The sequence below is a fragment of the Variovorax sp. GW821-FHT09D05 genome, from assembly GCF_059416325.1.
In genome coordinates this window covers 70,959-82,542 of record NZ_JBWKOZ010000001.1, presented here as the reverse complement: position 1 = coordinate 82,542, position 11,584 = coordinate 70,959, and the positions used below count along the sequence as shown (strand labels likewise).

The window sequence follows — 11,584 nt, the reverse complement described above, 5'->3', positions numbered from 1 at the left end:
TTCACACGGCCATCTTGTCCAGGGCCCGGCTGTCGCGCCGAGCGATCAACCAACCATCTTGCTGGTGCGAGCGGCATCCAACGTCTCAGGCTCTTGCGCCTCTACCCAAGTCTCGTTGTTGAGCCCCGCCTGCAGCCGCGTCTCGTCAAGCTCGTTGGTCCACTTGGCAACCACGATGGTGGCGACGCCATTGCCGATCAGGTTGGTGAGCGCGCGCGCCTCCGACATGAAGCGGTCGATGCCCAGGATCAGTGCAAGCCCCGCCACCGGCACGTGGCCCACCGCCGACAGCGTGGCCGCCAGCACGATGAAGCCGCTGCCGGTGACACCCGCCGCGCCCTTCGAAGTGAGCAGCAGCACGGCCAGCAGCGTGATCTCCTGCGTGAGCGTCATCGGCGTGTTGGTCGCCTGGGCGATGAACACGGCCGCCATCGTCAGGTAGATCGAGGTGCCGTCGAGGTTGAACGAATAGCCCGTGGGAATCACGAGGCCGACGCAGGTCTTGTTCGCGCCCAGGTTCTCCATCTTCTCCATCATGCGCGGCAGCACCGATTCGCTCGACGAGGTGCCCAGCACGATCAGCAGTTCTTCCTTGATGTACTTGATGAACTTCCAGATGCTGAAGCCGTGGAACCTTGCAATGAGCCCCAGCACCACGAAGATGAACAGCAGGCAGGTCAGGTAGAACGTGCCCATCAGCTTGCCGAGCGAGAACAGGCTGCCCAGGCCGTACTTGCCGATGGTGAATGCCATCGCGCCGAAGGCACCGATGGGTGCCAGCTTCATGATGTAGTTGACGATGCCGAAGAGCACGTGCGAGCCCTTCTCGATCACGTCGAACACCAGCGTGCCGCGGCCGCCGAAGCGGTGCAGCGCAAAGCCGAACAGCACCGCGATCAGCAGCACCTGCAGGATCTCGCCCTTGGCGAACGCGTCGACGAGCGTGTTGGGGATGATGTTCAGAATGAAGTCGACCGTGCCGGTCATCTTGCCGGGGCCGGTGTAGGAGGCGATCGACTTGGTGTCGAGAGTGGCCGGGTCGACGTTCATGCCCGCACCGGGCTTGAGCACGTTGACCAGCACCAGCCCGACGATGAGCGCGATGCTGCTGACGACCTCGAAGTACAGCAGCGCCAGGCCGCCGGTCTTGCCGACCTTCTTCATGTCTTCCATGCCGGCGATGCCCACCACCACCGTGCAGAAGATGATCGGCGCGATGATCATCTTGATCAGCTTGATGAAGCCGTCGCCCAGCGGCTTCATCGCCTCGCCGGCCGCGGGATAGAAGTGGCCGAGCAGCACGCCGATGATCACCGCGGTGATCACCTGCACGTAGAGCGAACGGTAGAGCGGGAGCTTTCTGGCGGGTGTGCTTGTTGTGTTTTCCATTTTTGCCTCCGGAGGGTTGGACACTGTAGGACGCGTGTTGGCGGCTTTCTATCCGTGGAACCCGCATCGATCAAATGAAAAAACCCGCCGAAGCGGGTTTTGTCGATCAGGTGCAGGTCAGCATGCTTAATGCATGTGCAGGCCGCCGTTGACCGAGAAGTCGGCCCCGGTGCTGTAGCCGCCTTCGTCGGTGGCGAGCCACGCGATGATCGAGGCGATTTCGCTCGGCTCGCCCAGGCGCTTGACCGGGATGGTGGCCACGATCTTGTCGAGCACTTCCTGGCGGATGGCCTTGACCATGTCGGTGCCGATGTAGCCCGGGCTCACGGTGTTGACCGTCACGCCCTTGTTGGCCAGCTCCTGCGCCAGCGCCATGGTGAAGCCGTGCATGCCGGCCTTGGCCGCCGAGTAGTTGGTCTGGCCCGCCTGGCCCTTGGCGCCATTGACCGAGCTGATGTTGATGATGCGGCCCCAGCCCTTTTCGACCATGTCGCCCACCACCTGCTTGGTGACGTTGAACATGCTGTTGAGGTTGGTCTCGATCACCGCGCTCCAGTCTTCGGGCGTCATCTTCAGGAACATGCGGTCCCGCGTGATGCCGGCGTTGTTGACCAGCACATCGATGGCGCCATGCGCTGCCTTGGCGGCAGAGAAGGCCTCGACGGTGGATTGCCAGTCGCCGACATTGCCGACCGACGCGTGGAACTCGAAGCCTTCGGCTTTCTGTTCGGCCAGCCACTTGGCGTAGTCGCGCGTGGGGCCGCAACCGGCGATCACGGTGAACCCGTCCTTGTGCAGACGCTGGCAGATGGCTGTTCCGATGCCACCCATGCCCCCGGTGACATATGCAACTTTCTTGCTCATAAGATTTCCTTTGTGTACGTAGCAAAAGCCTGAACGGCCGCCTTCACTCTAGCGAGTTTCAAGCCCGCGTCCTCTGAGGAAAACACTGAGCCAAGCTTGCAACCAGCTGTCACGAAGAGCGGCCTTCGTGCCCAGCCTCTATCCTCGCACTGTCTGTTCTTGTGCAAGCCCGTGCAAGCGGCAACACCCAAGGAGTTCGAAAGTATGAATTTCGGGATCATCGTCTTCCCCGACGTCGAGGAACTCGACTTCGTCGGCCCTTGGGAAATGCTCACCATGTGGAGCAAGCTGGCCGCCGGTCCCGAGCACTGCCTGATCGTGGCCGAAAAGCGCGAACCGGTGGTCTGCGCCAAGGGCCTGTCCATCAACCCGCACGTGTCCTTTGCCGATTGCCCGCCCCTCGACTGCCTGCTCGTGCCCGGCGGCATGGGCACGCGCCGCGAGGTCGACAACCCCGCCATGACGCGCTTCCTGGCCGACCAGGCGCCGGGCTGCCAGACGCTGATGTCGGTGTGCACCGGCGCTTTCGTGCTGCACGCGGCCGGGCTGCTCTCGGGCAAGACCGCGACCACGCACTGGGGATCGCTGGACCGCCTGCGCGCGCTGGGCGACGTGAAGGTGGTCGAGCAGCGCTTCGTGCGTGACGGCAATGTCTGGACGTCGGCGGGGGTATCGGCCGGTACCGACCTGATGCTGGCCTTCATCGCCCATACCGCGGGCGAGGAAGCCGCAGCCCGGGTGCAGCTGCAGGCCGAGTACTACCCGGCGGACACGATCTACGGAGACACGGCGAGCCATGAGCGCGCGCCGGCGTACGTGAAACGGCCCGGCTCCCGTTTCCAGGCGCCATGACCGCCCCCTCGCTTCCCGAACCGCTACCGGTGCTCGCCGCGCGTATCGGCGAAACGCTGCGCGCACGGGGCCAGACGGTCTCGGTCGTCGAGTCTTCGGCAGGCGGCCTCGTGTCGGCTGCGCTGCTCGCAATTCCGGGCGCGTCGGCCTACTTCCGCGGCGGCGCCGTCGTCTATTCGCGGCGCGCCGGCCGGGCGCTGCTGGGCCTGACCGCGGAAGACATGACCGGCATGCGCGGCGAAACCGAGCCCTACGCCCTCCTCGTCGCCGGCCGGATGCGCGACACCCACCACACCACCTGGGGCATCGCCGAAAGCGGCGCGGCCGGCCCGTCAGGCAGCCCGTACGGCGATGCGCCGGGGCACGTGTGCATCGCCGTGGTCGGCGCGGTGACGGTAAGCCGCACCATCGAGACCGGCGACACCGACCGGCCGGCGAACATGGACGTGTTCGCGCGGCACCTGCTCGCTCTGTTCGACGAGACGCTGCGGGCTCAGCCGGAGCCGCCGCCCGCCTGAACAATCAATCCGCCTGGACACCCGCGGCGCGGATCACCTTGCCCCACTTCGCAACCTCTGCCGCGAGGTGCGTACGCAGGCTCTCCGGCGTCTGCTTGTCCAGCGGCACGATTTCCGAGCTGAGTTCGGCAAGCCGGTGCTTGACCATGTCGTCCTGCAGCGCGGCGCGCAGGGCGGCGTTGAGCTTCTCGATCACGGCGGGCGGCGTGCCCTTGGGCGCATACATGCCGTGCCACACCCGCACGTCGAAGCCCTTGAGGCCCTGCTCGTCCAGTGTCGGGATGCTGGGCATGCTCGACAGGCGCTGCGGCGTGGTCACTCCGAACACCTTCACGCGGTTGCCGTCCTTGATGACCGGCGCGGTCTGCGTGGTCTGGTCGCACAGCAGGTCGACCTGCCCGCCCATGAGATCGTTGAGCGCCGGGCCGGCGCCCTTGTACGGCACCGTCGTCAGCTGCACGCCGATCTGGTTCATGAACAGCAGGCCGCACAGCTGCGACACCGCGCCCACGCCCGCATTGGCCAGCGTGACCTTGTCCTTGTTGGCCTTCACGTAGGCCAGCAGTTCCTGGTAGTTGTTGGCCGGGAAGTCCTTGCGCGACAGCAGCGTCATCGGCACGTCCAGCACCTGGCCGATGTACTCGAAGTCTTTCAGCGGGTCGTAGTTGAGCTTCTTGTAGAGTGCGGGCGCGGTGGCCATGCCCATGTGGTGGATGAGGATGGTGTAGCCGTTGGGCGCCGCCCTGGCCACCCGCGTGGGTGCGATGGTACCGCCCGCGCCCACGGTGTTCTCGACGATCACGGTCTGGCCCAGCGACTTGCCCATGGGAATGGCCAGCATGCGCGCCACCACGTCGGTCGGGCCGCCGGCGGAGTACGGCACGACCATGGTGATGGGCTTGTCGGGCCACGCGGCTTGCGCGATGGCGGGCGATTGCAGGGCGAACAGGCAGGCGCCGGCCGAGGCCGCGAGCAGGGTCTTGAATTTCCAGGTCGTCTTTGTTGCTGTCACTTCTTTGTCTCCTATGGTTATGGGTGTTCCGTCAGGGCGCCGGTTGGTCTTCGAGCGCCAGCAGGCGTTCGGCCAGGCGCACCACGGGCGCGTCGACCATCCGCCCGTCGAGGCTGACCACGCCGCCACCCGATGCTCGGATGGCGTCGACCACGCGACGGGCCCACGCCAGTTCGTCGGCGCTGGGGCCGAGCGCGGCATGCACCGGCGCAACCTGATCGGGGTGAATGCACAGCTTGGCGCCGAAGCCGCCGCGCCGGGCGCGTGCGGTGTCGGTGGCCAGCCGCTGGGCGTCGCGCCAGTCTGGCGTCACGCCGTCGATGGGCGCGGGAAGGTTGGCGCGGCGCGAGGCGAGCAGCAATGCGAGGCGCACTGGCATCAGCTCGGCTTCGTCCGCGTCGCAGGCCAGGCCGATATCGGCCTGGAAATCGAGATTGCCGAACGCGAGCCGCAGCACCTGCGGGCCGGCCGCGAGTTCATCGACTGCCGCCAGGCCCGCGGCCGATTCGATCAGCGGCACCAGCACGCCCCGTGGACCGACGGCCCCGGCCAGCCGGGACAGATCGGCCGCACGCTCCGCCTTGGGTAGCACGACGCCCGCAATCAGGCCTTGCGCTACCAGCGCGCCGACCTGCGCGCAGTCATCGTCATGCCATGGCGTGCCGGCGGCATTGACGCGCACCAGCAGGCGTTGCCGGTCGGCGACGGGCAGCGCGGCGAACGAGGCGGCGAGCGCCTCGCGCGCCGCCGCCTTGCGTTCGGGCGCCACCGCATCCTCCAGATCGACGATCACGCCGCCCGCCCCGGTGGCCAGCGCGCGCGCATGGCGCTCGGGCCGGTCGGCAGGCACGAAGAGAAAGGCGCGTGCCAGGGCGAGCGCGCTCACACCGCCCTCGCCTCGCGCAGCGCCGCAATGTCCGCCTCGCTGCGCCCGAGGCCGCGCAGGATCGCTTCGGTGTGCTCACCGACCGCCGGAATCGGGTCCATGCGGTAGTCGAACGCACTCTGCCGACCAGCCGGCAGCAAGGCCGGAATCTCGCCCGCCGGCGAACCCACCTGCCGCCAGCGCTCGCGCGCCTGCAACTGCGGATGCGCCCATAGGCCGGCCATGTCGTTCATTCGGGCGTTGGCGATCTGCGCCGTGTCGAGCCGCTCCAGCACCTGTGCCGTGCTCAGCGCGCCGAAGGTCTCGACGATGATCGTGCGCAGGGCCTCGCGGTTTTCATTGCGCCGTGCGTTGCTGTCGAAGCGGGCATCGGTTGCGAGCCCTGCCTGCAGCAGCACCTTCTCGCAGAAGGTGCGCCACTCGCGCTCGTTCTGCAGGCCCAGCATCACAGTGCCGCCATCGCCGGCGGGGAACGGCCCGTAGGGATAGATGGTCGCGTGCGAAGCGGCGCTGCGCGGCGGCGGCGGCGCGCCTTCGTAGGCGTAGTACATCGGGTAGCCCATCCACTCCGCGAGCGATTCGAGCATCGACACATCGATGTGCGAGCCCTTGCCGGTCTTGCCGCGCTGGAGCAGCGCCGCGAGGATGCCGGTGTATGCGTACATGCCCGCCGCAATGTCTGCGATGGAATTGCCCGACTTGCACGGATCGTCCGGCGTGCCCGTGACCGACAGAAAGCCCGCCTCGCTCTGGATCAGCAGGTCGTAGGCCTTCTTGTCGCGGTACGGTCCGTCTTCGCCGTAGCCCGAGATGTCGCAGACGATGAGCCGCGGGTGCTTCGCCTGCAGCACCTGCGCACCGAGCCCCATGCGCGCGGCGGCGCCGGGCGCGAGGTTCTGCACCAGCACGTCGGCATCGGCCACCAGCTCCTGCAGCACGGCGAGCGCGGCGGGTTGCTTCAGGTCCAGCGTGAGGCTTTCCTTCGAGCGGTTCACCCACACGAAGTGCGAGGCCTCGCCGTGCACGCGGGCGTCGTAGGCCCGCGCGAAGTCGCCCACCTCGGGGCGCTCCACCTTGATGACGCGCGCGCCGAGGTCGGCCAGCTGGCGGGTGCAGAACGGCGCGGCAATCGCGTGCTCGAGCGAGATGACGGTGATGCCGTCCAGGGGTCTTGTCATGTGTCGGTTCTCCCCTCAGGCCAGCACGGCCGTGGCCTGCATCGTGAGCCAGCCGTCGGCGTCTTCGCCCCAAAGGCTGAATGTCTTTCCGTCGGCACCGGGCTTGCCGTGCACGCGGAACGGCGCGATGTCGAAAGTCGGGCGCACCGCGCGGAATTCGAAGCGCGCGAGCTGCGCGCCCGGCACGTTGCGGCGCAGCAGGTCGACCAGCAGCGTCGCTATCAGCGGGCCGTGCACGATCAGGCCCGGATAGCCCTCGACCTGCGTCACGTAGCGGCGGTCGTAGTGGATGCGGTGACCGTTGAAGGTGAGCGCTGAATAACGGAACAGCAGCACGTCGTCGGGCACGATGTCGCGGCTGAAGGCGGCGTCCTTCGGCGCGGGCGTGGGTGGCGGGCCCGCTTCACCTGGCTGCGCGGCGGCGCGGTAGACGATGTCGTGCTCCTCGGTCAGCGCGAGGCCGCGCTCGTTGCGCACCTCGTGGCGCACGAGCACGAAGACCAGTTCGCCGGTACGGCCCGCCTTGTGCGTGACCGATGCGATGGCCGAGGTGCGCTCGATCCTGTCGCCGACCTGCAGCGGGTTGCCGGGCTCCCAGGCAAGCCGCCCCCCGGCCCACATGCGGCGCGGCAACGGCACGGGCGGCAGGAAGCCGCCGCGCTTCGCATGGCCGTCTTCGCCGATTTCGGACTGGCGGTGGTGCGGCAGGAAGTAGAGCCAATGCCACAGCTCGGGCAGGCGTGTGCCGGCTTCGGGCAGGGCATCGTCACGATCGAGCGTGGCGGAGAGCGCGCGCACGGGCGCGGCGGTGATGTCGTCGGCCAGCGTCTCGCTGCGGCCTTGCCAGGCTTGCAGCTTCGCCAGTGCTTCGCTGTCGATCACGGAGGGTGTCGTGGGAGTTTCGTTGGGCATGTCTTGCTTCATTCAGTCGACTGCGGCACCGGAGGCCTTGACGATGCGCGCCCACTTGGCGAGGTCGTCCTGCAGCAGTTTCGAAAATTGATCGGGCGTGGTGGGCGCTGCAATTTCGACGCCCTGCTGGTCGAGCTTGTCGCGCAGGTCCTTCGAGGCCAGCGCCTTGCGCGTGGCGTCCTGCAATGTCGCCAGCACATCGGCCGGCACGCCCGCAGGCGCAAACAGGCCGATCCACAGCGTGCCGTTGTAGCCGGGCACCTCCTCGGCGATGGTGGGTACGTCGGGCAGCACGGCCGAGCGCTTGTCGCCGCTCACAGCCAGCGCGCGCAGCTTGCCGGCCTTGATGTGCGAAAGAGCCGAAGGCAGGCTCGCGAACACGATCGGCAGTTGCCCGCCCAGCACGTCGTTGAGCGCTGGTGCGACACCCTTGTACGGCACGTGCTGCAGCGAGATGCCCGCCATGCTGTTGAGCATTTCGCCCAGCAGGTGGTTGAGCGTGCCGTTGCCGGCCGAGGCGTACTGGTAGTTGGCGCCCTTCTGCCGCGCGAGCTTCAGGAACTCGGCGAAGTTCTTCGCCGGGAACGTGGGGTTGACCAGCAGCACATTGGGCACCGCGCCGACGAGGCCGACGGGCTTGAAGTCTTTCACCGGGTCGAAGCCCGGGTTCTTGTACAGCGCCGGGTTGATGGCCTGGCTGCTGCTGATGGTCATGAGCAGCGTGTACCCGTCCTTCGGCCCCTTGGCCACCAGCTGCGTGCCGATGTTGCCGCCAGCGCCGGGCCGGTTGTCGACCACCACGCTGGCGTTGTTCATTACTTCGCCGAGCTTCTGGCCCACGAGGCGACCGACGATGTCGTTGGTGCCGCCGGCGGCTTGCGGCACCACCAGCGTGACGGGGCGCGAGGGATAAGCCTCGGCGCGTGCCGGGCCGGCCTGGACCAGTGCCGCGGCGGCGGCTGCGAACGCCAGCAGTGCGAAGGCGCGAAATCTCATGATGTGTTGTGTCTCCATGGCCGCATGGTCGTTCGCCCTCCCCCTGCGCGCAATCTGCGATTTCGGAACCCAGCCTTCTGGAATTCCGAAGGCTTGGGGCCTAACATCGCTCGATGCTTTTCGACCTCACCGACCTGCGGCTGTTCGTGGCCACGGCCGAACTCGGCAACCTCACGCGGGCCGCCGAGCGCCAGCACCTGTCGCTGGCCGCCGCCAGCGCACGCATCAAGGCGCTGGAAACGCAGGCCGGCCTGCAGTTGCTGCAGCGCGAGGCCCGCGGCGTACGGCTGCTGCCTCCGGGAGAAGCCTTCCTGCATCACGCTCGCCTCGTGCTGCATCAAACGGAGCAACTGCGCGACGATTTGCTCGAATACGGCGGCGGCCTGCGCGGCCACCTGCGCGTGTTCGCCAACACCACAGCGGTGACCGACTTCCTGCCCGAGATCCTGCCGGGCTTCCTGGCGCACAACCCGCGCATCAACGTCGACCTTCAGGAAAAACCGAATGCTCAGATCCCGCGCGGCGTGCTCGACGGCCGCGCCGACATCGGCATCGTCGCCGGCCGCGTCGACACGCTGGGGCTGGAGGCGATCCACTTCAGCACCGACCGGCTGGTGCTCGTCACCTCGCGCAAGCACCGCTTCGCCAAGCGCCGGAAGATTTCATTCGCCGAGACGCTCGATGAAGACGCCATCGGCATGCAGCAGGGCAGCACGCTGCAGACCTTCCTGGCGCAGATCACCGACAACCTCGGCAAGCGGCAGAAGCTGCGCATCCAGCTCGGCAGCTTCGACGCCATGTGCCGGATGATCGGCAGCGGCGTGGGCATCGGAGTGGTGCCCGAATCGGCTGCGCGGCGCAACCAGGAAAGCATGCAGCTCGCGCTGATCGACCTCAGCGATGCGTGGTGCGTGCGGGAGCGGTATCTGCTGGTGCGAGACCGGGCGGCACTGCCGATTTATGCGCAGGCGCTGGTCGAAACCTTGTGCCGGCACTACGCCGGGCAACTGGCCGAAGAGAACTGAGCGCGGTGCCCAAAAACATCGACTTGCATGCGTTTGCTGAACAAGTCGATCCAGTCCCCATTTTCCGTGGACAACTTTGGGGGTAACTCATGAGGAGCCTTGTAAAACAGATTTAAGTCATTGTTTTACAAGGGTATTCCTTAGTTTGCTCAAAATTTGAGCGGTGAACAACCTTGGCGGGCAAAACAGGCCTCACGGGGCCAAAAGCGGACGCGAAGAGAACTTTTTCGCGATTTCCGGTGGGCAGAAAACGTCATTGAATCAGCAACTTGCACGCGATTGCGAAAAGTCTGATGTCGTCCCCATTTTCTGTGCACAACTTTGGGGGTAACTCATGCGGAGCCTTGTAAAAGGCATGCAAGCTGTTGTTTTATAAAGGGATTAATCACTTTGCCCAAAAAAACAGCGGTGAACAAGCTGCGCCGCCCAACCTGCCGCGAGCGTGCAGCTCAGTACGGCGGCGCCTTGCGCGCCCGCTGCGCCCGCGCGGCCTCGGTCCACCACGCCAGGTCGTCCGCAAACCGGCCGAACGAGCGCTCCAGCGATTCGCCCGCAGGCCCCGTCGGCTTGCCCGCCGCATCCAGCGTCTGCGAGATCGGCCCGACCGCGAGCGTGCTCGACACCACGACCATGCCCATCTCCGACAGGATCGAATGCCACACCGTGCCCGAACGCACGCCAGAAAAGCGCCCTGCCGAATAGCTCGCGACTGCCGCGGGCCGCCAGAACCACTCTTCGAGGAAGTGGTCGGTCAGGTTCTTCAAGCCGGGTTGCGGGCCCCAGTTGTATTCGCCGGTGACGAAGACGAAGGCGTCTGCCGTGCGGATCTTTTCGGCCAGGGCTTCCATGGCCGCGGGCGCGGTGCCCTTCGGATATTCCTTGTACATGCGGTCGAGCATGGGCAGGTCGACAGCCTTCGCGTCGATCAGCTCCGCATCGTCGCCACGTGCGCGAAGCCCGGCGACGATGTAATCCGCCAGGCGCACGCCCATGCGATCGGAGCGGTACGAGCCGTAGAAGACCAGGATCTTGTCGCTCATCGTTGTTGCTCCTGCGCTCAGGTCGGCGTTTCGAGCTTGTCTTGTGTGCGGGTCTCGAAGTCGCTGGCGTCGTGGCGCTCGTGCAGCTGGCTGTTCGGCTGGCCCCATGCGCGATTGACCATGCGGCCGCGCTGCACCGCTGGACGCTTCGCGATTTCATCGGCCCAGCGCAGCACGTTCTTGTACTCGCTCACCTGCAGGAACTCGCCCGATTCGTAGAGCTGCCCCTTGGCGAGCGCGCCGTACCAGGGCCAGACAGCCATGTCGGCGATGGTGTAGTCGTTGCCCGCGAGGTAGCGGCTCTCGGCCAGCCGGCGGTCGAGCACGTCGAGCTGGCGCTTCGTCTCCATGGCGAAGCGGTCGATCGCATATTCGATCTTCGTGGGCGCGTAGGCATAGAAGTGGCCGAAGCCGCCGCCCAGGTACGGCGCGCTGCCCATCTGCCAGAACAGCCACGACAGGCATTCGGCGCGGGCCGCGCGCTCGGTCGGCAGGAAGGCGCCGCCAAACTTCTCGGCCAGGTACTGCAGGATCGCACCCGACTCGAACACGCGAATGGGCGTGTCGCCGCTGCGGTCCATCAGCGCGGGAATCTTGGAGTTCGGGTTCACCGCCACGAAGCCGCTGCCGAACTGGTCGCCATCGCTGATGCGGATCAGCCAGGCGTCGTATTCAGCGCCGGTATGGCCCAGCGCCAGCAGTTCTTCCAGCATCACCGTGACCTTCACGCCGTTGGGCGTCGCCAGCGAATAGAGTTGCAGCGGATGCTTCCCCACCGGCAAATCCTTCTCATGGGTGGCACCCGCGATCGGGCGATTGATGTTCGCGAAGCGGCCGCCGCTTTCCTTGTTCCAGGACCAGACGGTGGGCGGCGTGTAGGCTGTCGTGCCATTCATGCGATGAGTTCCAGGA

Annotated in this window: 12 protein-coding genes; 3 read left to right on the top strand and 9 right to left on the bottom strand. The window is 66.4% G+C overall.

Annotated elements, in window-relative coordinates:
* Nucleotides 1-45: 45 nt before the first annotated feature.
* Complete coding sequence (locus AC07O3_RS00380; protein WP_093176514.1) at nucleotides 46-1,389, bottom strand: dicarboxylate/amino acid:cation symporter; 1,344 nt, start codon at nucleotides 1,387-1,389, stop codon at nucleotides 46-48.
* Between the two features lie 126 nt (nucleotides 1,390-1,515).
* The gene (gene phbB / locus AC07O3_RS00375; protein ID WP_093052606.1) at nucleotides 1,516-2,253 is read right to left on the bottom strand and encodes an acetoacetyl-CoA reductase; all 738 of its coding nucleotides are present in this window, start codon (nucleotides 2,251-2,253) and stop codon (nucleotides 1,516-1,518) included.
* A gap of 204 nt (nucleotides 2,254-2,457) precedes the next feature.
* On the opposite strand from phbB, the gene AC07O3_RS00370 reads away from it, so the two are divergent.
* Nucleotides 2,458-3,105 (top strand): DJ-1/PfpI family protein, encoded by a 648-nt coding sequence (locus tag AC07O3_RS00370; RefSeq protein WP_093080302.1) that lies wholly within the window; start codon nucleotides 2,458-2,460, stop codon nucleotides 3,103-3,105.
* Entirely contained in the window at nucleotides 3,102-3,623 is a 522-nt protein-coding gene (locus AC07O3_RS00365; protein WP_495338292.1) for a CinA family protein, read from the top strand. Before AC07O3_RS00370 ends, AC07O3_RS00365 begins: the two co-directional genes overlap by 4 nt.
* 4 nt (nucleotides 3,624-3,627) lie before the next feature.
* Here the strand turns inward: AC07O3_RS00365 and AC07O3_RS00360 are convergent, their stop codons facing one another.
* The 5 genes from AC07O3_RS00360 to AC07O3_RS00340 are packed head-to-tail and all read right to left on the bottom strand — an operon-like array spanning nucleotide 3,628 to nucleotide 8,607.
* On the bottom strand, nucleotides 3,628-4,635 hold the full coding sequence (locus AC07O3_RS00360) for a tripartite tricarboxylate transporter substrate binding protein BugD (protein ID WP_495338291.1): 1,008 nt from the start codon (nucleotides 4,633-4,635) through the stop codon (nucleotides 3,628-3,630).
* 31 nt (nucleotides 4,636-4,666) lie between these two features.
* A complete protein-coding gene (locus AC07O3_RS00355; RefSeq protein WP_495338290.1) occupies nucleotides 4,667-5,521 on the bottom strand; it encodes an HpcH/HpaI aldolase/citrate lyase family protein in 855 nt (284 codons plus the stop codon).
* Nucleotides 5,518-6,699, bottom strand: coding sequence for a CaiB/BaiF CoA transferase family protein (locus AC07O3_RS00350; RefSeq protein WP_307614439.1), 1,182 nt, complete (start codon nucleotides 6,697-6,699; stop codon nucleotides 5,518-5,520). The genes AC07O3_RS00355 and AC07O3_RS00350 overlap by 4 nt, the downstream gene beginning before the upstream one ends.
* A gap of 15 nt (nucleotides 6,700-6,714) precedes the next feature.
* Nucleotides 6,715-7,611: an HTD2 family dehydratase gene (locus tag AC07O3_RS00345; protein WP_495338289.1), complete on the bottom strand. Its 897-nt coding sequence runs from the start codon at nucleotides 7,609-7,611 to the stop codon at nucleotides 6,715-6,717.
* 12 nt (nucleotides 7,612-7,623) lie between these two features.
* Nucleotides 7,624-8,607 carry a tripartite tricarboxylate transporter substrate binding protein gene (locus AC07O3_RS00340; RefSeq protein WP_489017913.1) on the bottom strand — a complete coding sequence of 328 codons (984 nt, stop codon included), beginning with the start codon at nucleotides 8,605-8,607 and terminating at the stop codon, nucleotides 7,624-7,626.
* A gap of 113 nt (nucleotides 8,608-8,720) precedes the next feature.
* Between AC07O3_RS00340 and AC07O3_RS00335 the strand changes: the two genes are divergently transcribed.
* Nucleotides 8,721-9,632, top strand: a complete 912-nt coding sequence (locus AC07O3_RS00335) for a LysR family transcriptional regulator (RefSeq protein WP_093052624.1) — start codon at nucleotides 8,721-8,723, stop codon at nucleotides 9,630-9,632.
* A 449-nt stretch (nucleotides 9,633-10,081) separates the two neighbouring features.
* On the opposite strand, the gene AC07O3_RS00330 is transcribed toward AC07O3_RS00335, so the two are convergent.
* A complete protein-coding gene (locus AC07O3_RS00330; protein ID WP_093080283.1) occupies nucleotides 10,082-10,672 on the bottom strand; it encodes an NADPH-dependent FMN reductase in 591 nt (196 codons plus the stop codon).
* Nucleotides 10,673-10,689: 17 nt separating this feature from the next.
* On the bottom strand, nucleotides 10,690-11,568 hold the full coding sequence (gene yghU, locus AC07O3_RS00325; RefSeq protein WP_093052630.1) for a glutathione-dependent disulfide-bond oxidoreductase: 879 nt from the start codon (nucleotides 11,566-11,568) through the stop codon (nucleotides 10,690-10,692).
* Nucleotides 11,569-11,584: the final 16 nt, after the last annotated feature.

Excerpts from the sequence above, each read along its gene's own strand:
- yghU (WP_093052630.1), bottom strand. The coding sequence starts at position 11,568 with ATGAATGGCACGACAGCCTACACGCCGCCCACCGTCTGGTCCTGGAAC.
- AC07O3_RS00335 (WP_093052624.1), top strand. The coding sequence starts at position 8,721 with ATGCTTTTCGACCTCACCGACCTGCGGCTGTTCGTGGCCACGGCCGAA.
- phbB (WP_093052606.1), bottom strand. The coding sequence starts at position 2,253 with ATGAGCAAGAAAGTTGCATATGTCACCGGGGGCATGGGTGGCATCGGA.
- AC07O3_RS00330 (WP_093080283.1), bottom strand. The coding sequence starts at position 10,672 with ATGAGCGACAAGATCCTGGTCTTCTACGGCTCGTACCGCTCCGATCGC.
- AC07O3_RS00380 (WP_093176514.1), bottom strand. The coding sequence starts at position 1,389 with ATGGAAAACACAACAAGCACACCCGCCAGAAAGCTCCCGCTCTACCGT.
- AC07O3_RS00345 (WP_495338289.1), bottom strand. The coding sequence starts at position 7,611 with ATGCCCAACGAAACTCCCACGACACCCTCCGTGATCGACAGCGAAGCA.
- AC07O3_RS00370 (WP_093080302.1), top strand. The coding sequence starts at position 2,458 with ATGAATTTCGGGATCATCGTCTTCCCCGACGTCGAGGAACTCGACTTC.
- AC07O3_RS00365 (WP_495338292.1), top strand. The coding sequence starts at position 3,102 with ATGACCGCCCCCTCGCTTCCCGAACCGCTACCGGTGCTCGCCGCGCGT.
- AC07O3_RS00350 (WP_307614439.1), bottom strand. The coding sequence starts at position 6,699 with ATGACAAGACCCCTGGACGGCATCACCGTCATCTCGCTCGAGCACGCG.
- AC07O3_RS00340 (WP_489017913.1), bottom strand. The coding sequence starts at position 8,607 with ATGAGATTTCGCGCCTTCGCACTGCTGGCGTTCGCAGCCGCCGCCGCG.